The organism is Mycobacterium sp. E1214, assembly GCF_001666755.1.
Taxonomy (GTDB): domain Bacteria; phylum Actinomycetota; class Actinomycetes; order Mycobacteriales; family Mycobacteriaceae; genus Mycobacterium.
The window spans coordinates 1-20,026 of sequence record NZ_LZJC01000143.1; the positions used below are offsets into that span (position 1 = coordinate 1).

20 protein-coding genes and 1 pseudogene are annotated in these 20,026 nt (G+C 70.6%); 7 read left to right on the forward strand and 14 right to left on the reverse strand.

The annotated features are described in order from the left end of the window. The 4 genes and pseudogenes from A5700_RS20215 to A5700_RS20230 form a co-directional block, all read right to left on the reverse strand. A pseudogene (locus A5700_RS20215) lies at nucleotides 1-531 on the reverse strand (hypothetical protein); the annotation flags it as partial. After that, a complete protein-coding gene (gene rsmH / locus A5700_RS20220) occupies nucleotides 528-1,697 on the reverse strand; it encodes a 16S rRNA (cytosine(1402)-N(4))-methyltransferase RsmH (RefSeq protein ID WP_156671324.1) in 1,170 nt (389 codons plus the stop codon). The gene rsmH and the pseudogene A5700_RS20215, both read right to left, overlap by 4 nt. Continuing rightward, a complete protein-coding gene (gene mraZ / locus A5700_RS20225; protein WP_068072534.1) occupies nucleotides 1,672-2,103 on the reverse strand; it encodes a division/cell wall cluster transcriptional repressor MraZ in 432 nt (143 codons plus the stop codon). The genes rsmH and mraZ overlap by 26 nt, the downstream gene beginning before the upstream one ends. A 499-nt stretch (nucleotides 2,104-2,602) precedes the next feature. Beyond that, nucleotides 2,603-3,004, reverse strand: a complete 402-nt coding sequence (locus tag A5700_RS20230; protein WP_068072536.1) for a DUF3040 domain-containing protein — start codon at nucleotides 3,002-3,004, stop codon at nucleotides 2,603-2,605. A 331-nt stretch (nucleotides 3,005-3,335) separates the two neighbouring features. Here A5700_RS20230 and A5700_RS20235 point away from each other — a divergent pair, with 331 nt between their 5' ends. Beyond that, entirely contained in the window at nucleotides 3,336-3,950 is a 615-nt protein-coding gene (locus A5700_RS20235) for an N-acetyltransferase (RefSeq protein ID WP_068072539.1), read from the forward strand. A 188-nt stretch (nucleotides 3,951-4,138) separates the two neighbouring features. Then, on the forward strand, nucleotides 4,139-4,786 hold the full coding sequence (locus A5700_RS20240; RefSeq protein ID WP_068072542.1) for a DUF3153 domain-containing protein: 648 nt from the start codon (nucleotides 4,139-4,141) through the stop codon (nucleotides 4,784-4,786). Between the two features lie 6 nt (nucleotides 4,787-4,792). On the opposite strand, the gene A5700_RS20245 is transcribed toward A5700_RS20240, so the two are convergent. Continuing rightward, nucleotides 4,793-5,689, reverse strand: coding sequence for a mycobacterial-type methylenetetrahydrofolate reductase (locus tag A5700_RS20245; protein ID WP_068072604.1), 897 nt, complete (start codon nucleotides 5,687-5,689; stop codon nucleotides 4,793-4,795). Nucleotides 5,690-6,019: 330 nt separating this feature from the next. Here A5700_RS20245 and idsA2 point away from each other — a divergent pair, with 330 nt between their 5' ends. Together idsA2 and A5700_RS20255 are read left to right on the forward strand one after the other, a co-directional pair. Further along, nucleotides 6,020-7,069: a bifunctional (2E,6E)-farnesyl/geranyl diphosphate synthase gene (gene idsA2 / locus A5700_RS20250; protein WP_068072544.1), complete on the forward strand. Its 1,050-nt coding sequence runs from the start codon at nucleotides 6,020-6,022 to the stop codon at nucleotides 7,067-7,069. Next, nucleotides 7,066-8,592, forward strand: coding sequence for an alpha-(1->6)-mannopyranosyltransferase A (locus tag A5700_RS20255; RefSeq protein ID WP_068072548.1), 1,527 nt, complete (start codon nucleotides 7,066-7,068; stop codon nucleotides 8,590-8,592). The genes idsA2 and A5700_RS20255 overlap by 4 nt, the downstream gene beginning before the upstream one ends. Before the next feature lie 6 nt (nucleotides 8,593-8,598). On the opposite strand, the gene A5700_RS20260 is transcribed toward A5700_RS20255, so the two are convergent. Continuing rightward, nucleotides 8,599-9,003: an Rv2175c family DNA-binding protein gene (locus A5700_RS20260; RefSeq protein WP_068072550.1), complete on the reverse strand. Its 405-nt coding sequence runs from the start codon at nucleotides 9,001-9,003 to the stop codon at nucleotides 8,599-8,601. 125 nt (nucleotides 9,004-9,128) lie between these two features. On the opposite strand from A5700_RS20260, the gene A5700_RS20265 reads away from it, so the two are divergent. After that, complete coding sequence (locus tag A5700_RS20265) at nucleotides 9,129-10,379, forward strand: protein kinase (RefSeq protein WP_197502898.1); 1,251 nt, start codon at nucleotides 9,129-9,131, stop codon at nucleotides 10,377-10,379. 9 nt (nucleotides 10,380-10,388) lie between these two features. Here the strand turns inward: A5700_RS20265 and A5700_RS20270 are convergent, their stop codons facing one another. Genes A5700_RS20270 through A5700_RS20280 form a run of 3 tightly spaced genes read right to left on the reverse strand, consistent with a single transcriptional unit; the run spans nucleotide 10,389 to nucleotide 13,221 of the window. Next, nucleotides 10,389-11,777 carry a class II 3-deoxy-7-phosphoheptulonate synthase gene (locus tag A5700_RS20270; protein WP_068072556.1) on the reverse strand — a complete coding sequence of 463 codons (1,389 nt, stop codon included), beginning with the start codon at nucleotides 11,775-11,777 and terminating at the stop codon, nucleotides 10,389-10,391. A gap of 55 nt (nucleotides 11,778-11,832) precedes the next feature. Beyond that, complete coding sequence (locus tag A5700_RS20275) at nucleotides 11,833-12,327, reverse strand: polyadenylate-specific 3'-exoribonuclease AS (RefSeq protein WP_068072562.1); 495 nt, start codon at nucleotides 12,325-12,327, stop codon at nucleotides 11,833-11,835. A gap of 3 nt (nucleotides 12,328-12,330) precedes the next feature. Next, nucleotides 12,331-13,221, reverse strand: coding sequence for a hypothetical protein (locus A5700_RS20280; RefSeq protein WP_068072607.1), 891 nt, complete (start codon nucleotides 13,219-13,221; stop codon nucleotides 12,331-12,333). A gap of 92 nt (nucleotides 13,222-13,313) precedes the next feature. Here A5700_RS20280 and A5700_RS20285 point away from each other — a divergent pair, with 92 nt between their 5' ends. Next, nucleotides 13,314-14,606: a glycosyltransferase 87 family protein gene (locus A5700_RS20285; protein ID WP_082960603.1), complete on the forward strand. Its 1,293-nt coding sequence runs from the start codon at nucleotides 13,314-13,316 to the stop codon at nucleotides 14,604-14,606. A gap of 12 nt (nucleotides 14,607-14,618) precedes the next feature. Here the strand turns inward: A5700_RS20285 and A5700_RS20290 are convergent, their stop codons facing one another. The 5 genes from A5700_RS20290 to A5700_RS20310 all read right to left on the reverse strand — a co-directional run bounded on the left by A5700_RS20290 (nucleotide 14,619) and on the right by A5700_RS20310 (nucleotide 18,052). After that, the gene (locus A5700_RS20290; protein ID WP_068072564.1) at nucleotides 14,619-15,347 is read right to left on the reverse strand and encodes a 1-acyl-sn-glycerol-3-phosphate acyltransferase; all 729 of its coding nucleotides are present in this window, start codon (nucleotides 15,345-15,347) and stop codon (nucleotides 14,619-14,621) included. Between the two features lie 99 nt (nucleotides 15,348-15,446). Further along, on the reverse strand, nucleotides 15,447-15,845 hold the full coding sequence (locus A5700_RS20295; RefSeq protein ID WP_068072566.1) for a hypothetical protein: 399 nt from the start codon (nucleotides 15,843-15,845) through the stop codon (nucleotides 15,447-15,449). Further along, nucleotides 15,842-17,116: an ArsA family ATPase gene (locus A5700_RS20300; protein WP_082960604.1), complete on the reverse strand. Its 1,275-nt coding sequence runs from the start codon at nucleotides 17,114-17,116 to the stop codon at nucleotides 15,842-15,844. The genes A5700_RS20295 and A5700_RS20300 overlap by 4 nt, the downstream gene beginning before the upstream one ends. Continuing rightward, on the reverse strand, nucleotides 17,109-17,546 hold the full coding sequence (locus A5700_RS20305) for an SRPBCC family protein (protein WP_068072572.1): 438 nt from the start codon (nucleotides 17,544-17,546) through the stop codon (nucleotides 17,109-17,111). The genes A5700_RS20300 and A5700_RS20305 overlap by 8 nt, the downstream gene beginning before the upstream one ends. A 116-nt stretch (nucleotides 17,547-17,662) precedes the next feature. After that, complete coding sequence (locus tag A5700_RS20310) at nucleotides 17,663-18,052, reverse strand: polyketide cyclase / dehydrase and lipid transport (RefSeq protein WP_068204956.1); 390 nt, start codon at nucleotides 18,050-18,052, stop codon at nucleotides 17,663-17,665. Nucleotides 18,053-18,215: 163 nt separating this feature from the next. On the opposite strand from A5700_RS20310, the gene A5700_RS20315 reads away from it, so the two are divergent. Then, on the forward strand, nucleotides 18,216-20,018 hold the full coding sequence (locus A5700_RS20315; RefSeq protein WP_068072578.1) for a long-chain fatty acid--CoA ligase: 1,803 nt from the start codon (nucleotides 18,216-18,218) through the stop codon (nucleotides 20,016-20,018). Nucleotides 20,019-20,026: the final 8 nt, after the last annotated feature.

Below are 20,026 nucleotides of genomic sequence, written 5' to 3' on the forward strand. Positions count from 1 at the left end.
GTTCCTGCTCCCGGCCAAGCGCCTGCGCCGCTGCCCGCCGAAATCCCGGTGCCCGTGCAGTTGGGCCGCCCGGGCGTGGCTCAACTGATAGGACCGCTCTGCGGAGTCGGTCGAAAGCCACAGCGTCAACCCGAGGCCGATGCCCAGCGCGCCGATCACCAGCACCACGAACGGCACCTTGCTGGCCAGCGTCCGCGGCCGCAGGTCCACCGACGCGAGCCGGTCGGCCAACCTTTCGGTCAGGCTCGGGCGAATAACCTTGGGCGCCTTGGCCTTACGCGCCTTCGCTCGGGCCTTGGCCTGGCTGGTGTTCTTGGGGCGGGCCGGACGCTCTACCGGGCGGGTGATGGGGCTCGTCTGCGGGCCCGACTTGGGTGTGCGCGCCTCACGGGTGGGCGCCGTGGTCTTGCCCGCCCGCCGCGTGGAGCCGGGCTCGGCGGCCACGCGCCGGGTCCGCCGGGCCGCACCCTGGCGAGTGCCCCGACGCTCGCCACTGCCGCGCCGCTTCGGCGTCTCGCGCTCCGCCCTCATGAGTCGCCCCTCCCGGTCGGTGATTGCATCCTGTGTTCCATGCGTTGCAGAGCCCGCAGCCGGACCGCGGCGCTGCGCGGATTGCGTTCGATCTCTGCGGGTTCCGCCCGGCCGGCGCCGTGCGTCAGCGACCGGAAGCGGGGCTCGTGCCCGGGCAGTTCGACCGGCAGGTCCACCGGGGTGCGCGAGGCGACGGCGTCGGCGAACAATCGTTTGACGATCCGGTCCTCCAGCGACTGGTAGGCCAGCACCACGACGCGCCCACCGACGGCGAGCGCGTCCAACGCGAGCGGGAGCGCCTCACGCAGCGAGTCCAGTTCGTCGTTGACCGCGATCCGCAGCGCTTGGAAGGTGCGCTTGGCGGGGTGCCCGCCGCTGCGCCGCGCCGGGGCCGGAATCGCTTGGTAGAGCAGCTCGACCAACTCAGCGGTCCGGGTGAACGGCGCGCGGGCGCGTTGCCGCACGATGCGTGCGGCGATGCGGCGCGCGAACCGCTCTTCGCCGTAGCGGTGCAGGATGTCGGCCAGCGCCGCCTCGTCGTAGGTGTTGACGATGTCGGCGGCGGTCAGCGGCGCCTGCGGATCCATCCGCATGTCCAGCGGGGCGTCCTGGGCGTAGGCGAAGCCGCGCTCGGAGCGGTCGAGCTGCATCGACGACACGCCGAGGTCGAAGAGCACGCCGTCGATCGATTCGGTTGCGGCGTAACCGGATTCGGTGAGCGCGTCGGCGATGCCGTCGTATCGGGTGTGCACCAGGGTGACCCGGTCGGCGAACGGCGCCAACCGTTGGCGCGCGATCTGCAGCGCGCTGGGGTCGCGGTCCAGCCCGATCAGCCGCAAGCCCGGCAACTCGGTGAGAAATCGCTGGGCGTGCCCGGCCGCGCCGAGGGTCGCGTCGACCAGGACGGCGCCCGAACCGTCGGCGTGCCGGCGGGTCAGGGCGGGGGTCAGCAGTTCGACGCAGCGTTCCAGCAGGACGGGGACATGTCCGAAATCGTGCGGATCGTCAACCACCGCAACACCTCCGGGGATCGGGCGAGACGCCCCTGCATCGAGGTCCCTGTCCGAAGGCACGAACCTGGCGTTGGGGAAGTACGCCAGGGTCGGTTCGGGCAGAGGCCACGTTGCACGGGCATGCGCCTCAGATAATGTCGCCGAGTGCTTCATCGCTGGCCGCGGAGAAGTTCTCTTCGTGGGTCTCTTGGTAGTCCTGCCAGGCCTGCGCGTCCCAGATTTCGAGGTTGTCGATCGCCCCGATGACCACGCAATCCTTCGACAGGTTTGCGTAGCGCCGGTGGTCGGCCGACAGGGTGATGCGGCCCTGGGCGTCGGGGTGCTGCTCGTCGGTGCCGGCGGCGAGGTTGCGCAGGAACGCCCGGGCCTCGGGATTGCTCCGCGAGGCCTTGCTCGCCCGGCGGGCCAGCTGTTCGAACTCCGCCCGCGGGTAGACCGCGAGGCTGTGGTCTTGGCTCTTGGTGACCATCAACCCCCCTGCCAGCGCGTCGCGGAACTTGGCGGGCAGCGTGAGCCGCCCCTTGTCGTCGAGTTTGGGCGTGTAGGTGCCGAGAAACACCTGCTCACCTCCCCTGTGGGGTCACCCAAACACTGCAGTCACCATACCCCACTCTCCCCCACTTCGCCCCATTGTTAGGGCGTGGTGCCGCCGTTTTCTGCGTTTCCGCCCGTCAACAGGCGCCGATACGCCCCGATGTCGGGCGCCGGGCGGTGTGGCGGCGCGACGGCGGGCTATCGCAGCGTTAGTAAAACCCCAGTTCAGAGGCGCAATCTGCGTCGGGTGGGGCATTGTGGGGCGACTCGGTGGGGCGGTGTGGGGCCTGCCGCCCAGCCCACGTCGCGGTTAGGGCTCGATTGGGACGCCAATCGGCATCGGCGGCCCCGCCGGCGTGCCTGCGGCCCGTCGAACCTGCGACGATGACGCCTACTGCCCCAACACCTTCCGTCTCACGCCGACACCACCTAACCCGCGCAACAAAACGGGGCAGCCGATGGCTGCCCCGTTTGATGTGTCGAGTGGGTCGAAGTGGTGCCTGCCCCCACTACTCTTCGAAGACCTACTCTTCGAAGCGACGGCGGAACCGGTCCTCCATGCGGCTGGTGAACGAACCGCCACCCCTGCCGCGCCGCTGGCGCAGCGTGCCGGGCGCCGGCGCCGAGTGGTCCGGCCTCCCAGAGAGCCGCGGGCCGGTGATCGCGAACACGACCCCGCCGAACATGACGATGAACCCGAAGACACTGAGGATCGGGAACGTTCCGATCATCGTGGCCTTGAACGCCACTCCGGAGACCAGCATCGCTAGACCGAGGACGAACAACGCCGCGCCCTGCAGGCGGCGCCGCGCGGTGGGTGCGCGGAATCCGCCGCCGCGAACGCTCGACGCGAACTTGGGGTCCTCGGCATAGAGAGCGCTCTCGATCTGATCGAGCATCCGCTGCTCATGATCGGAGAGTGGCATTCGTCCCTCCTTGCCGACAGTGTTGGCGCGTCACTATCGATAGCACGCGGATGCCCCTTGCGCGGGCAACTATCTCAAATGATACGAGGTGGATCTGCCCCATACCACTGGTTCTGCGCCGATTCTATCCCTGCCGCGCACGAGCCGGGCGGGGGTGGCGTGCCCGCAATCGGGTTGTCCCGGCGGCCGACCCGCCACATCGGGTCAAGCGACCGCCCGTCGCGTGACTTCGCCCGGGCCCGATAATGGCGATGGCGCTCGGCCGCACGCGATCGTCGGCGAGCGCCGCGGGTCTAAACGGTGTCGGCGAAGACGAGGAGGGCTGCGCGCGGTGGCGGTATTCCTCATCGATCTGCAGCCCAGTGACATGGAGCGGCGGCTCAAGGAGGCGCTCACGGTTTACGTCGACGCCATGCGCTACCCGCGCGGCACCGAGAACCAGCGGGCCGCGATGTGGCTGGAGCACATTCGGCGGCGCGGCTGGCGCGGGGTCGGCGTTGTCGAGACCGACGCGGTCGCAGCCGCGGGCACCGGCGATGCCGCACCGGCGGCCGCCGAACTGACGGACGCACCGCTGCTGGGCATCGCCTACGGCTACCCGGGCGCGCCCGGGCAATGGTGGCAACAGCAGGTGGTGCTGGGCTTGCAGCGCGGCGGCGCACCGCCCCAGGAGATCGCGCGCCTAATGGACAGCTACTTCGAGCTCACCGAGTTGCACATTCACCCCCGTGCCCAGGGTCAAGGCCTGGGCGAGGCGCTGGCCCGGCGCCTGCTCGCCGGGCGCCCGGAGAAGAACGTGCTGCTCTCCACCCCCGAGACCACCGGCGAGCCCAACCGCGCCTGGCGGCTGTACCGACGGCTGGGGTTCACCGACATCATCCGCCGCTACCATTTCGCCGGCGACCCGCGGGCGTTCGCCATCCTGGGCCGCGAGCTGCCGCTGTAGCCGGGCGGCCGCCGGGCCGACCGGCCCTACCGCTGTAGCCGGGCGGCCGCCGGGCCGACCGGCCCTGCCTGTCCGCGACCGCCATCTGGCACGATGACCTGGTGCGCGCCAGCCCTCATACTCGGAGCCGCAACCACCCGGCACGCCCCGGCGGCTCCGCGCGGCGGCGCCGGCTGCTGGCGCTGGCGATGCTGTTGCTGGTGGTTCCGCTGGCCACCGGGTGCCTGCGGGTGCGGGCGTCCCTCACCGTCTCTCCCGACGACCGGGTGTCCGGCGAGATCGTCGCGGCGGCTAAACCCAAGACGCCCAAGGACACCGGCCCGCAGCTCGACACGAACAACCTGCCGTTCGGGCAGAAGGTCGCGGTGTCCAACTACGACAGCGACGGTTACGTCGGCTCGCAGGCGGTGTTCTCCGACCTGACCTTCGCCGAGCTGCCGCAGCTGGCCAACATGAACTCCGACGCGTCCGGGGTGAACCTGTCGCTGCGCCGCAACGGCAACCTGGTGATCTTGGAGGGCCGCGCCGATCTGACCTCGGTCACCGACCCCGAGGCCGACGTCGAGCTCACCGTCGCCTTCCCCGGGGTGGTGACCTCGACGAACGGTGACCGGGTCGAGCCCGAGGTGGTGTCCTGGAAGCTCAAGCCCGGCGTGGTCAGCAACATGACCGCCCAGGCCCGCTACACCGACCCCAACACCCGCTCCCTGACCGGGGCGGGCGTCTGGCTGGGCATCGCGTCGTTCGCGGCCGCCGGAGTGGTGGCGCTGCTGGCCTGGAACAGCCGCGACCGGTCGCCGCGCCTCACCGCGCCGCGCGACCAGCCACCCAGCTAAGGCCAGCTACGAACGCTGTCCGGGCGCCCAGTAGGCCAGCATCTCCGCGAACGTCTGGAAAGCCGGTCGCGAGTTCCCGTAGGTGGCCTCGAGGTGGATGCTCAGCGGGAAGCCGAGCTCAGCCACGCCGTCGATCACGCGTTTGTAGAGGTCGACCATGAGTTGGCGCTTGCGGGCCGGCTCGCAGCCCGCCAACTCCTTGACGAAGGCCTGCTCGTCAGCGACGGCGGCGTTGCCCGGATCCTGGATGAGCCAATTGATCAGGCCCACCCGGCTTTCCACCTGCGGGACGAAACCGAACGACAGCAGGATCTCGGGGCGGTGATCGGTCTGCTTGGCGAAGTCGGTGAGGAAGTCGACGATGGCGGTCGAATAGAGCAGCTGGGTCATGCCGTAGGTGGCGCCCTGGTCGCACTTGAAGTTGAACCGGCCCTGTTCCCCGTCGCGGGTGGGGATCAGGATGACGCCGCGGTTGCGCACCACCTCGCGGTAGATCGACAGCGCGTCGGTCGGCGCGACGCCGGACCCCTCGCCGTCGTTCATCGTGCGAGGCACCCCCACGAACACCACGCCCTCCATGCCGGCGTCGGTGAGCGCGACCAGGCGCTCACGCAGCGCGTGCTCGTCCATGAAGGCGGTGACCTGGGTACACAGGCCGCCGAAACCCGGGAGCTCCGGCTTCACGATCGACCAGAAGTCCAGGACGTCGAGTTTGGGCTTCATCTCGATGGGCCGGTCGTCGTCCTCGGCGATGATGCCCGGGATCATGACGTGCCGGAGCCGACCCTGCAGTCCGCAGTCCGCGGCGTTTCGCACCACCTTCCGCGCCTCCTCGAGCGCCCGCTCCCGGCCTTCGTCGGCGTTCGGCGGCACCAGTTCGAGCGCAATGGTGTTGAGGGTCACGCGGGTTGTCTCCATCCGACGTCGATTGGGGAGTGCTGGGGTCTGCCCGGCGGCGCCGCACCGGGCCGCACCGCGCGGCGCGAGCGCCCCCGCCAGCATAGGCGGGGGCCCGGCGCCGGACTCCGGCGCAATAGTAAGGCAGTCGAAGCATCCCTTCGAGGCCGCCGACGCGCGCCCCGCCTCCGGTCGGCCCGCGGCGCCACGACCGCTGGCCGCGGGCGCTAATACACTGGTCGGGCTACGAACACCCGGACCTCATCCGGGCCATCGAGGGCCATCGAGCGGAGAGGGGCGATCGCGCTGAGCGTCGAAGCAGCCGCAACCGTCGAGTTGACCGGCGCCATCACCGACCAACTCCGCCGCTACATGCGCGACCGGCGCGCCGAGACGACCCACATCGGGCCCGACTACGACGCTCTGATCGCGATCCTGGAGGACTTCGTGCTCGGCGGCGGCAAGCGGCTGCGGCCGGCGTTCGCGTACTGGGGCTGGCGGGCCGTGGCCGATGACGCGCCCGACGACCAGGCGCTGCAACTGTTTTCCGCCCTCGAACTGCTGCACGCGTGCGCGCTCGTGCACGATGACGTGATCGACGACTCGTCCACCCGCCGGGGCCGCCCCACCGTGCACGTGCAGTTCGCGGCGCTGCACCGCGACCGCGGCTGGCGGGGCTCGGCGGAACGGTTCGGGACCTCGGCGGCCATCCTGCTCGGTGACCTCGCCCTGTCGTGGGCCGACGACATCGCCTTCGGGGTGGACCTGACGCCCGAGGCGCACCGGCGCGTCCGGCGGGTCTGGGCCGACATCCGCACCGAGGTCTTGGGCGGCCAGTACCTCGACATCGTCGCCGAGGCCAGCGGCGCGGAATCGATCGCCTCCGCCATGACCGTCGACACCTTCAAGACCGCCTGCTACACGGTGTCGCGGCCACTGCAGCTCGGGGCGGCCGCGGCGGCCGACCGGCCCGACGTCCACGAGCTGTTCGGCCGGTTCGGCACCGACCTCGGGGTGGCCTTCCAGTTGCGCGACGACGTCCTGGGCGTATTCGGGGACCCGAAGCTCACCGGCAAGCCGTCGGGCGACGACCTGCGCTCCGGTAAGCGCACGGTGCTGCTGGCCGAGGCGCTGGAACTGGCCGAGCAGTCCGACCCGTCGGCGGCCGAGCAGCTACGGACCGCCATCGGCGCGCAGCTCTCGGACGCGGACGTCGACCGGCTGCGCGAGGTCATCGACTCCGTCGGCGCCCTGGCCGCGGCCGAGCGGCGCATCACCGCGCTGACGCAGCGCGCGTTGGACGCGCTGGCGGCCGCGCCCATCGACAGCGCAGCCAAGGCGGGGCTGTCCCAGCTGGCCGCGATGGCCACGGACCGGTCCGCGTGAGCACCACGCCGACACACAGCCCCGCCGCCGATTCGGCTGGCACCGAAACCTCACGCGCGCAATGGCTTTCGCGGCTGCGGTCCTTCGCCGCGGGCGCCGAGTCGCGGCCGGCGAAGTTGGGGATGCTCGGGTCGGTGCTGATCACGCTCGGCGGGCTCGGGGCGGGCAGCACGCGCCAGCACGACCCGCTGCTCGAATCGCTGCACCTGTCGTGGACCCGCTTCGGCCATGGCCTGGTGCTGTCCTCGATCGTGCTGTGGATCGGCGTCAGCCTGATGCTGATCGCGTGGCTGGCGTTGGGCCGGCGGGTGCTCGACGGCGCGGTGTCGGAATTCGCCATGAAGGCCACCGCCGGCTGCTGGCTGGCGCCGCTGCTGGTGTCGGTGCCCGTGTTCAGCCGGGACACCTATTCCTACCTGGCCCAAGGGGCGTTGCTGCGCGACGGCTTCGACCCGTACGCCGTCGGGCCGGTGGCCAACCCGAACGTGTTGCTGGACAACGTCAGCCCGATCTGGAGCATCACGACCGCCCCCTACGGCCCGGCGTTCATCCTGATCGCCAAGTTGGTCACCGTGGTGGTCGGCAACAACATGGTGACCGGCACCCTGCTGCTGCGGCTGTGCATGCTGCCGGGCCTGATGCTGCTCGTCTGGGCGGCGCCGCGCCTGGCCCGCCAGCTGGGCGCGGACGGCCCGACGGCGCTGTGGATCTGCGCGCTCAACCCGCTGGTGCTCATCCACCTGATGGGCGGGGTGCACAACGAGATGCTCATGGTCGGGCTGATGGTCGCCGGGATCACGCTGGTGCTCGCCGGCCGCCACGTCGCGGGCACGACGCTGCTCACCGTCGCCATCGCCGTGAAGGCCACCGCCGGCATCGCGCTTCCCTTCCTGGTGTGGGTGTGGCTGCGGCACCTGCGCGAGCAGCGGGGCTACCGACCCGCCCGGGCCTTCCTCACCGCGACCGCCGCGTCGCTGCTGATCTTCGCGGCCGTGTTCGCGGTCCTGTCGGCGGTGGCCGGGGTGGGCTTCGGCTGGCTTACCGCCCTGGCCGGTTCGGTGAAGATCATCAACTGGCTGACGGTGCCGACCGCGGCCGCCAACCTGGTGCACGCGCTGGGCAGCGGGTTCTTCCCGGTGAACTTCTATCCGCTGCTACGCATCACCCGCTTCGTCGGCATCGCCGTCATCGCGGTGGCGCTGCCGCTGTTGTGGTGGCGGTTCCGCCGCGATGACCGGGCGGCGCTGCTGGGCATCGCGTGGTCGATGCTGGTCGTGGTGCTGTTCGTGCCGGCCGCGCTGCCCTGGTATTACTCCTGGCCGCTGGCCATCGTGGCGCCGTTGGCCCAGTCTCGGCGTGCGGTCGCGCTGATCGCCGGCGCGTCGACGTGGGTGATGGTGATCTTCAAGCCCGACGGCTCCCACGGCATGTACTCGTGGCTGCACTTCACGCTGGCCACGGCCGCCGCGCTGGCCGCGTGGTACAGCCTGCACCGCGCGCCCCGGCCGGCGGACGCTCGGTAGACCCGCTCAGTACGCCATCGCCTGGGCCCGGCGCAGCACCTCGCGGGCCTGATGGGCGTGCAGGGCGTCGACGGGCCGGGCGTTGCTGAGCGCGTCGCGGCTGCCGTCACGCGTCACCGTCAGCGACGGGTCGGGGGTGAACAACCAGCGCACGATCTCCGTGTCCTGGTACCCGCCGTCGTGCAGGATCGTCAGCAACCCCGGCAGGCTCTTGACCACCTCGCCGGACTTGGTGAAGAACACCTGCGGGACGACCAGGCCGTCGGCGCGCCGCACCGCCACCAGGTGCCCCTCCCGCAGCTGCTGCTGCACTTTGCTGACCGACACGTGCAACAGCTCGGCCACCCGCGGCAGGTCATAGGTGGGTTCTTCGGGATCCAGGACGTCCTCGCCGGCAGGAATACTGCTCACGGCGCCAGTGTATGCCCGGCGGCACGCCTTGACCTCGCGTTCTCCTACCCCATTCGCGCCCTGTTCGCGGGGTGTGCGCGCCCGGCGCGGCACCGGCATCGCGGTAGCCCACCTACGATGGCCCGGTGACCGGACCGGCTGCGAGGGATCCCGTGGAGGGCGCCCTGCTCGACGGCCGCTACCTGGTGCAGTCGAGGATCGCCAGCGGCGGCACCTCGACGGTTTACCGCGGCGTCGACACCCGGCTGGACCGCCCCGTCGCGGTCAAGGTGATGGACGCCCGCTACGCCGGCGACGAGCAGTTCCTGACCCGCTTCCAGCGGGAGGCGCGCGCCGTCGCCCGGCTGAAGGACCCCGGGCTGGTCGCGGTGTACGACCAGGGCTTGGACGCCCGGCACCCGTTCCTGGTCATGGAACTCGTCGAGGGCGGCACGCTGCGCGAGCTGCTGGTCGAGCGCGGGCCGATGCCGCCGTACGCCGCCGCGGCGGTGCTGCGCCCGGTGCTGGGCGGGCTGGCCGCCGCGCATCGGGCCGGCTTGGTCCACCGCGACGTCAAGCCCGAGAACGTGCTGATCTCCGACGACGGGGAGATCAAGATCGCGGACTTCGGGCTGGTGCGCGCCGTCGCGGCGGCCGGCATCACGTCGACCAGCGTCATCCTGGGCACCGCGGCCTACCTGTCGCCCGAGCAGGTCCGCGACGGCGACGCCAGCCCGCGCAGCGACGTCTACGCCCTGGGGGTGGTCGCCTACGAGCTGCTGACCGGGCGCACCCCCTTCACCGGGGACTCCCCGCTGTCGGTCGCCTACCAGCGCCTGGACACCGACGTGCCGCCGCCCAGCGCGGTGATCGACGGCGTGCCCGCGCAGTTCGACGAGTTAGTGGGGCGGGCGACCGCCCGCGATCCGGCCGACCGGTATGCCGACGCCGCCGAGATGCGCGCCGCCCTCGACGCGATCGCCGACGAACTCGGGCTGCCGCCCTTCCGGGTGCCCGCGCCGCGCAACTCCGCGCAGCACCGCTCGGCGGCGTTGTCGCGCAGCAGGCCGGGCCAGCGCGCGCCCGGCCCGCCGGTTCGCCATCCGACCCGCCAGCTGACGCGTGGCCCGCAGGACTGGACCGGGCCGCACCACCCCGTCGCGGCCGAACCGGACGACGAATACGCCGAATCGGACGACGAGCCCTATGACGCCTACGAGGACGAATACGAGCCGCTGACAGGCGAATTCGCCGGCATCCCGATCAGCGAGTTCGTGTTGGCGCGCCAGCACAACCGCCGCATGGTGCTGGTGTGGATCGCGGTGGTGCTGGCGCTGACGGGGCTGGTCGCGACGGCGGCGTGGACGGTCGGCAGCAACCTCGACGGGCTGCTCTAGCGGCTCGCCTCAGTCGCGCAGCATCTCGGCGACCAGGAAGGCCAATTCCAGCGACTGCTGGGTGTTCAGCCGCGGGTCGCACGCCGTCTCGTAGCGTCCAGCCAGGTCCACGTCCGAGATGTCCTGTGCGCCACCGAGGCATTCGGTGACGTCCTCGCCGGTGATCTCGACGTGGATGCCGCCCGGGTGGGTGCCCAGCGCCCGGTGCACCTCGAAGAAGCCCTGCACCTCGTCGACGATGCGGTCGAAGTGCCGGGTCTTGTAGCCGGTGGACGACTCGTGGGTGTTGCCGTGCATCGGGTCGCACTGCCAGATCACCTGGTGACCGGCGGCCTGGACCTTCTCGACGATGGGCGGCAGCAGGTCACGCACCTTGCTGTTGCCCATCCGGCTCACCAGCGTCAGGCGGCCCGGCTTGTTGTGCGGGTCCAGGCGCTCGACGTATTCCACGGCCAGCTCGGGGGTGATCGTCGGCCCGATCTTGACGCCGATCGGGTTGGCGATCACCTCGGCGAAGGCGATGTGCGCGCCGTCGAGCTGGCGGGTGCGCTCCCCGATCCACACCGTGTGCGCCGACAGGTCGAACAGCTGCGGTTCCCCGCCCTCGGTCTCGGCCAACCGCAGCATGGACCGCTCGTAGTCCAGGACCAGCGCCTCGTGGCTGGCGTAGATCTCGGCGGTCTGCAGGTTGCGGTCGGCGACCCCGCAGGCGCTCATGAATTTCAGGCCACGGTCGATCTCGTTGGCCAGCGCCTCGTACCGCGCGCCCGCCGGCGACGTCCGCACGAATTCCCGGTTCCAATCGTGCACTAGGTGCAGCGAGGCCAGCCCCGACGACGTCAGGGCCCGCATCAAGTTCATGGCGGCGCTGGCGTTGGCGTAGGCCCGCACCAGCCTCGACGGGTCGTGCTCGCGCACCGCCGCGTCCGCGGCAAAACCGTTGATCATGTCGCCGCGGTAGGACTTCAACCCCAGGGCGTCGATGTCGGCGGACCGCGGCTTGGCGTACTGGCCGGCGATACGGGCCACCTTGATGACCGGCATGCTGGCGCCGTAGGTGAGGACCACCGCCATCTGCAGCAGCGCGCGGATGTTGCCGCGGATGTGCGGCTCGGTGTTCTCGGTGAAGGTCTCCGCGCAGTCGCCGCCCTGCAGCAGGAAGGCCTCGCCCCGGGCGACCTGCGCGAGGTGTTCTTGCAGCCGGACGATCTCCGAGGGCACCGTCACGGGCGGCACGCTCTCGAGCACCGTGCGCATCGCCGCCGCCTGGTCGGTGGGCCAGCTCGGCTGCTGCGCGGCGGGCCTGGCCAGGGCGGCGTCCAGGCGCGCCCGCAGATCGCTGGGCAGCGGCGGCAGCGGCGGCAGCTGGTCGATCGGGATGTCGACGGTCCAGTTCATCGGTCCATGGTAACCGGGCCGCGCCGACCGCTGATCAGGCCGAACGGGCCACGGTTCAGCCGCCGGAGGTGATCAGCCGGAAACGGCGCAACTGGTCCCGGGCGTCCACGAGCGCGTCGTGGGCGTCGCGCGGCCGCGCCGGCATGGGCGGGCTGCCGCGGTCCTCCCACAGCTGCCGCAGTTCCCGGGTGAACCGCGGTATCGCGCGGGGCAGGTCGGGCATGGTTCCCCACAGCTGGCACAGGGCGACGTGGTCGTAGGCCGCCACCCACGCCCACAGTTCGATCGGGTCGGCGCCGCGCTGGGGCGAGTGGACGCCGAAGAACTCTTCGAGGTCTTCGCGGATCTGCCGGCGCGAGCGCCACGCCTTCGACGCCAGGGACGGCAGCTTGGGCAGCACGTTCGCGCGCACCCACGGCCCCGCGCGCTCGGGGTCGAACTCGGTGGACACCGCGTAGTACTCGCGGCCGTCCTCGGCGGCCACCCCGATCGAGATCAGCTCGATGGTGCGGCCGTCCTCGATGAACTCGGTGTCGTAGAAGTACCGCATGGGTCAGCGGGCGATCAGGATGGGTTCGGTGCCCTCGGGCGGCGGCGCGGGGTGCACCTCGTCGTCCAGGCGGGCGTCGACCGCCCGCTCGTCGGGTAGGCGCGGGGTGCCGGCGATCGCGCACTGCAAATACAGCTTGGCTCGGACGACGGGCCTGCGCAACGTGCGCTCCCGCTGCAGCGCGCGCCGCATCTTGTCCGGCTGGGTGGTGTAGCGCCAGCGGGCCCACGGCGCGTGCGGGCGCGACAGCCGTACCGCGCCGATGACCAGCAACACCACGAGGAACATCCCGAGCAACCCCGTCCACACCTTGCCCTTGAGCACCACCACGACGGCCAGCGGCAACGTCAGCGCCATCGCGCTGGCGACGGCGGCGTGCCAGGCGACCGAGTCGGCGCCGTGCCAGGCGGGCAGGAAGAACATGAGCGGGTGCAGGCCCATGATCAACAACCCCGCCACGGCGACGGCGGCGAAGACGGCGTCCACCGAGGTGCGGCCGTCCTCGGACCAGTAGACATCCGACAGGTGCAGGATTAGCGCGTACTCGTCGAGGACCAGGGCGGCACCGATCCCGAAAAACGTTGCGGCGACCGTGAATTCCGGCTCGGTCCCGTCGAGGGACAGGGTGACCAGGGTGAGGCCGGACAGCAGCACCAGCACCACTCCGAACGTGACGTGGTGGATGTGCACTCCCCCGACGTGCACGTTGCGCGGATGCCACCAGCGGGTGGGGCGGCCGGCGTCGGCGCGGTGCCGGATGAAGCGCACGAACGATCGGGTGACGAAAAACGTCAGGATGAAGGCAACCAGGCAGCACAGCAACGGCAGCCGGCCGCCGTGCTCGATGTCATGCGCGAACCAGCGGGTCACCCTCGGCACGAACCAGTGCAGCACACTGAAAAACGTACGCCGGTCGGCGTCGAGCCCGCGGGAGCCGCGCTGCACCGCCTGTCGCCCGCTGGGCACCGATTACGCTGTTGTCCGACATGAGTACACGGCAGGCGCCCGGCGCGGGCTTCCGGCACAGCGAATCCGGGCGGGTGCTGCTGTGGTGCCCGATGGGGCTGCTGGCCGTCGCGGCGCTGGTCGTCGTCGGCTGGCAGCTGTTCGCGCACACGCCGTATCGGATCGACATCGACGTCTACCAGATGGGCGCGCGCGCCTGGCTGGACGGGCGCCCGCTGTACCGCGGGGACGTGCTGTTCCCGACGCCGATCGGGCTGAAGCTGCCGTTCACCTACCCGCCGCTGGCCGCCATCGTGTTCAGCCCCTTCGCGTGGCTGCGCATGCCGGCCGCCAGCGTCGCGATTACGGTGTTGACGCTGGTGCTGCTGATCGCGTCGACGACGCTGGTGCTGAGCGGGCTGCGCGTGTGGGAGTCCTCGACCCGGCTGGGCGGCCCGGCGTGGCTGCGCCGGTTGTGGTTGGCGGTGCTGCTGACGGCCGCGGCGACGCTGTGGCTGGAGCCGATCGCCTCCAACTTCGCCTTCGGGCAGATCAACGTGGTGCTGATGACGCTGGTGCTCGCCGACTGCATCCCCCGCCGCACGCCGTGGCCGCGCGGGCTGCTGCTCGGCCTCGGCATCGCCCTGAAATTGACGCCCGCGGTATTTCTCCTTTATTTCCTCGTCCGCCGCGACGGCCGGGCGGCGCTGACCGCGCTAGCCTCGTTCGCGGGGGCGACGGCGCTCGGGTTCGCGCTGGCGTGGAGCGATTCGCTCGAGTACTGGACCCACACCCTGCACCACACCGACCGCATCGGTGAGGCCGCGCTGAACACCGACCAGAACATCGCCGGCGCGCTGGCCCGGCTGGGTCTCGACGAGCACGGCCGGTTCCCGTTGTGGGTCGGCGCCTGCCTGCTGGTGCTCGCGGCGACCCTGTGGGCGATGCGCCGGGTGCTGCGCGCCGACGAGCCGCTGCTGGCGGTCGTCTGCGTCGCGCTCTTCGGGCTGGTGGTGTCGCCGGTGTCCTGGTCGCATCACTGGGTGTGGGTGCTGCCGACCATCGTGGTGACCGCGGTCCTGGGCTGGCGGCGGCGCAACGTCGCCCTGCTGGTGCTCAGCGTGCTCGGCGTGGTGCTGACGCGGTGGACACCGATCGATCTGCTGCCCAAGCACCACGAGACGACGGCGTCGTGGTGGCGCCAGCTGGTCGGGATGTCCTACGTGTGGTGGGCCTTGGCCGTCATCGTCGCGGCCGGGCTCACCGTCGCCGCGCGGGTGGCCGCCCGCGACGCCGCACCGCAGCGGCTGACGCCGGTGACCGCGGCCGGCTGATCGCGGTCCGGTCTAGCCGGCGGCGGTCTCGGGGATGCGCTGCCCCTCGTCGGCGGGAGCGTCGCCGTTGGCGCGGTTCTTGATGCTGGCGGCGTAGATGTCGACGTACTCCTGGCCGGACAGGCCCATCAGCTCGTAGATGACCTCGTCGGTGACCGCCCGCTCGATGAAGCGGTTGCCGGCCAGGCCCTCGAAGCGGGAGAAGTCCATCGGCTTGCCGAAGCGCACGGTGACGCGTCCGAACCGCAACATGTTGGTGCCGGGCGGGTTGACCACGTCGGTGCCGATCATGGCGACCGGGATCACCGGGACGCCGGTGTGCAGGGCCAGCCGGGCCAGGCCGGTCTTGCCCTTGTACAGCCGGCCGTCCGGGGACCGGGTGCCCTCGGGGTACATGCCCAGCAGCTTGCCCTGCTTGAGGACCTGCTCGGCGGTGGTCAGCGCGGCGCGGGCGCTGTCGGCGTCGGTGCGGTCGATCGGGACCTGCCCGACGGCGGTGAAGAACCACCGCTGAAACCAGCCCTTGAGGCCGGTGCCGGTGAAGTATTCCGACTTGGCGAGGAACGTGATGCGACGCCGCACCACCAGCGGCAGGTAGAAGCTGTCCATCACCGCCAGGTGGTTACTGGCCAGGATCGCCGGGCCGGTGCTCGGAATGTATTCCAAGCCTTCGACTTTCGGCCGGCCGAGCAAGGACAGCAAGGGGCCGAGGAGAATGTACTTGAATAGCCAGTAGTACATGGCCCTCCCTCTTGGCTGCACCCGCCCGGTGTTCTGCGCCAACTGTACCCACCCCTACCGGGCGGGACCACCTTCGACGGGGCCCAAGTCGGGGGCGAGTCACTCCTCGACGGTGACCGGGATGGGTTGATAGCGGATCTTGTCGCCGGCGGCCCCGCCGTCGGTCGGGCTGTCGGCGGCGCCGGAGGGCGGACCGTCCGGCGGGGAATCGTGCGGTGGCGGCGCCGCGCGGTCGTTGACGTCGTTGACGATCGAGCGGATGACCTCGAGCAGGGCGATGCTGTGGTCAGCGACCACCGTAAGCAGCGGATGCTGGTCGCCGGTGGCCAGGGCGGCCAGGGCGCACACCGGGCACCACACCTGCTGGCACTTGCCGGTTCCCACCCCTTTGCCGGCGGTCAGCGCCGCCGCCGCCCGCACGGCGGGGTCGATGCCGTCCAGGATTGACTGGGCCAGCCTGCGCAACTCGGGGCCGAGATCGGAATGCGCGCCGTTCATTTAGGCCACACCTCCGGATCCGGTCGAAAACGCACTGTCAGCTCGGTACCCCGAACGCGGGCGTCTAATACGATGCAGCGGCGGAGCACGGACGCCAGCCGCACCCTGCGCCGCAATCCGCCGGCGCTGATGATGAGGTCGTCGTCGACGCGCCCCAGCGTGAGCCCGGCGGGGTCGAGTTGCGGCAACGCTAGCCGCATGCGGTAGATCGAGCCAAGCCCCGTGCCGGATTCCAGGTCTACCGTGGGCCGCAGCGGTCCCGGCGGCGCGACCCCGCCGCGCCGGCGCGCCGCGTCGAGCAGCTCTGCCAGCGCCTTGGGGCCGATCGGCTCGGCGGGCAGGTGCGGGGTCAACACCAACGCCACCTCCCCGATGGTGGCGTCGAGCTCCTCGAGCACGCCGCGCTGCTCGGCGATCCGCTCGGCGTACCAGTGGAAGGCGGGGTGCTCCGGCAGGTTGCGGTACTCATAAGAGTCGTCTTGCGCCAGCACCTGATTGACGATCAATTCCTCGACGCGCACGCCCATCAACGCCAGCGACCCCAGCGTGCGGGCCGCCTCCGCGGCGACCACCCGTTCGGGGGTCAGCACCAGGTGGGCGCTGACCTGTCGACCGTCGGTCAGCAGCGCGCTGAGCCCGTCGACGCTGGCGCTGACGCGCTCCAACAGTTCGACGACCCCCGCCGACCGGGGGTCGTCGGAGGTGAGCGCCAGCCGGCGGTGCCGCGGCCAGGCCCGCTCGACGTACAGGGCGAAGGTGGCGGGCAACGTCAACATGCGCAGCGCGTCGGCGGTCGACGCGCAGTCGACGACGATGCGGTCCCACCGCCCGCTGGCCGCCAGCTCGCCGACGGCGTGCAGGCCGAGCACCTCCTGCACGCCGGGCAGCGCCGAAAGTTCTTCGGGCGCAATGGAACTCAACTCCGATTCGGGAAATTGCCGGTCCACCGCGGCGATCACCTCGCGCCACCGCGTCTCGAGCAGCGCGAGGGTGTCCAGCGCCAGCGCGTCAAGGAAACCCCCGCCCGCCGCGCCGGTGTCGAGCTCGGCGAGGACGCGGAGGGGTTCCCCGCGGCTCGGCGGGACGGGGACGCCGAGCACGTCGCCGAGGGAGTGCGCCTGGTCGGTCGACACCACCAACACTCGCTGCCCGGCGCCGGCGGCGCTGACCGCGGTGGCGGCGGCCAGGGTGGATTTCCCTACCCCGCCTTTGCCAACGAAAAGACTGAGTCGGGTCGGGACGGACTCCCGGGATGCGCTGGACTCACTCAGCCTCGACTCGTTTCTTCAGGTCCTTCAAGGCGGTGTCGGTCAACCGACGCTCGGCCTTGCGCTTGAGCAGCCCGATCATGGGCATGGCCAGGTCCACCGACAGCTCGTAGGTGACCTCGGTGCCGGATCCCTTGGGAGACAACAGGTATGAGCCCTCCAGCGAGCGCAGCAGCGAGCTGGAGACCAGCGTCCAGCTCACCGAGCGCCGGTCCGCCGGCCAGGTGTAGGACATGACCATCGTGTCCTTGAGCACCGTGGCGTCCAGCACGATGCGCGCGACCTTGGGGTACCCGTCGGCGTCCTTCTCCTGGACCTCGGCTTCCTTGTACTCGGAGATCCAGTCCGGGTAGGAGTCGATGTCGGCGATCACTTGCATCACCGTGTCCGGGTCGGCATCGATGTAGATCGTTTGGGTCGTCTTCTCCGCCACCTGGTTGCTGCCCTCTCTCCCGCAAGCGGGTCACCCCCGCTCCGGGGAAACTGCCTTGCGGGACTTACCCCGGGCCTCCGGTCGGAAACGCTACTCTCCGCACCAACCCGACCCGGCTAAACTACCGGAGAAACTCCGACCGGTCGGAGGCGTTCCAGCTCCGCCTTGACCTCGAACGCCATTTTCTTGCCCGCCACCCGACGGCGGTGCGTCATTTTCGCCAGGTTCAACTTGGCCAGCTGCCAGGCCGCCACCCCGGTGGGTTCGGCGTGCAGGAAGTAGTGCAGCACCACGCCGTCGAGCGAGGGCTCCAGCCACACCTCCATGGTGCCGGTGAGGGCGCCCGTAACGGTCCACCGGATGCCCTTGTCGCCGCGGTCCTCGACGACCTGCAGCCGCAGGTCCGGCCACCACCGGCGCCAGCTCGACGGGTCGGCGACGGCCGCGCCGACCCGCCCGCCGTCCGCCGCGACGAACGTCTCGTCCGCGATCTGGATGCTGTTCATCCCGTCAGCTTCACACACTCCCTTCGGTGGCCGCGCCGGGGGCGGCCGGTACTCCGGCCACCCGCGGCCACCGGGACGGGAGCAGGCCGGCCGGCGGTTTAGGCTGGTGACAGCAATCCCGCTGCCGGGAAATCCCACCTGAGCAAATCGAGGTCACAAGAAAGTGCGTGAGTACAGCGTCCCCGCCCGCTTCTCCGTCGGCGAGCACGACAACATCGCGAACATGGTCTTCGAACATGAGCGCGACAACCCGGACCTCGTCATCTACCAACGCCAGGTCGACGGCGCGTGGACGGACGTCACCTGCGCGCAGGCCGCCGATGAAATCCGTTCTGCGGCACTGGGATTGATTGCACTCGGGGTGCAGTCCGGCGATCGGGTGTGCATCTTCTCGGCCACCCGCTACGAGTGGGCCATCTTCGACCTGGCGATTCTGTCGGTCGGCGCGGTCACCGTGCCGATCTATGAGACGTCGTCGGCGGAGCAGGTGCGGTGGGTGCTGCAGGACTCCGAGGCGGTGGTGGCGTTCGCCGAGACCGACGAGCACGCCGCCATGGTCACCGAACTCAGCGCCGAACTGCCCGCACTGCGGCGGGTCCTGCACATCGACGGGTCGGGACCCAAGGCGCTCGACCAGCTGGTCGAGGAGGGCGCGGCGGTGGACCCCGCAGAGGTGACCGCGCGGCTCGAGGCGCTGGGCGCCGACGATCCGGCGACGTTGATTTACACCTCCGGCACCACCGGGCGGCCCAAGGGCTGCCAGCTCACGCACTCCAACCTGCTCTACGAGACCCGCGGCGCCAAGGAGAGCCTGCCCACGCTGCTCGAGGAGGGGCAGCGGCTGCTGGTGTTCCTGCCGCTGGCGCACGTGCTGGCCCGCTCGCTCACGCTGTCCGCGTTCGCCAACAAGGTCACCGTCGGGTTCACCAGCGACATCAAGAACCTGGTGCCGCTGTTTGCGGTGTTCAAGCCGACGGTGGTGGTGTCGGTGCCGCGGGTGTTCGAGAAGGTCTTCAACACCGCCGAGCAGAACGCCTCGAACGACGGCAAGGGCAAGATCTTCGCGGCGGCCGTGCAGACCGCCGTCGACTGGAGCAAGGCGCAGGACGGCGGCCGCAAGGGGCTGGCGCTGCGCGCCAAGCACGCCGTGTTCGACCGGCTGGTGTACAACAAGCTGCGCGCCGCGCTGGGCGGCGACTGCCACGCGGCGCTGTCCGGCGGCGCGCCGCTGGGCTCACGGCTGGGGCACTTCTACCGCGGCGTGGGGCTGACCATTCACGAGGGCTACGGCCTGACCGAGACCAGCTCGGCGATCACCGTCAACCAGGTGGGCAACGTCCGGATCGGCACCGTGGGAACCCTGGTGCCCGGCAACAGTTTACGAATCGCCGAGGACGGCGAGCTGTTGGTCCGCGGCGGCGTTGTGTTCAGCGGCTACTGGCGCAACGAGCAGGCCACCGACGACGCGTTCACCGACGGCTGGTTCCGCACGGGCGATCTGGGCGCGGTGGACGAAGACGGATTCCTCAAGATCACCGGCCGCAAGAAGGAACTCATCGTCACCGCCGGCGGCAAGAACGTGGCGCCCGCCGTGCTCGAGGACCGGCTGCGGGCGCACCCGCTGATCAGCCAGGCGATGGTGGTCGGGGACAACAAGCCGTTCATCGGCGCGCTGATCACCATCGACCCGGAGGCGTTCGACGGCTGGAAGCAGCGCAACCATAAGGCCGCCGGCGCGTCGGTGGGCGACCTGGCGACCGACCCCGACCTGGTCGCCGAGGTGGACTCCGCCATCAAGGAGGCCAACAAGGCGGTGTCGCACGCGGAGTCGATCCGCAAGTTCCGCATCCTGCCGGTCGACTTCACCGAGGACACCGGGGAGCTGACGCCGACGATGAAGGTCAAGCGCAACGTCGTCGCCGAGAAGTTCGCCTCCGACATCGAGTCGATCTACGAGAAGGAGTGACGGGCCGC

Excerpts from the sequence above, each read along its gene's own strand:
- A5700_RS20240 (WP_068072542.1), top strand. The coding sequence starts at position 4,139 with ATGCTGTTGCTGGTGGTTCCGCTGGCCACCGGGTGCCTGCGGGTGCGG.
- A5700_RS20290 (WP_068072564.1), bottom strand. The coding sequence starts at position 15,347 with ATGTACTACTGGCTATTCAAGTACATTCTCCTCGGCCCCTTGCTGTCC.
- rsmH (WP_156671324.1), bottom strand. The coding sequence starts at position 1,697 with ATGAAGCACTCGGCGACATTATCTGAGGCGCATGCCCGTGCAACGTGG.
- A5700_RS20275 (WP_068072562.1), bottom strand. The coding sequence starts at position 12,327 with ATGCGGTACTTCTACGACACCGAGTTCATCGAGGACGGCCGCACCATC.
- A5700_RS20310 (WP_068204956.1), bottom strand. The coding sequence starts at position 18,052 with ATGAACAGCATCCAGATCGCGGACGAGACGTTCGTCGCGGCGGACGGC.
- A5700_RS20285 (WP_082960603.1), top strand. The coding sequence starts at position 13,314 with ATGAGTACACGGCAGGCGCCCGGCGCGGGCTTCCGGCACAGCGAATCC.
- A5700_RS20295 (WP_068072566.1), bottom strand. The coding sequence starts at position 15,845 with ATGAACGGCGCGCATTCCGATCTCGGCCCCGAGTTGCGCAGGCTGGCC.
- A5700_RS20230 (WP_068072536.1), bottom strand. The coding sequence starts at position 3,004 with ATGCCACTCTCCGATCATGAGCAGCGGATGCTCGATCAGATCGAGAGC.
- A5700_RS20270 (WP_068072556.1), bottom strand. The coding sequence starts at position 11,777 with ATGAACTGGACCGTCGACATCCCGATCGACCAGCTGCCGCCGCTGCCG.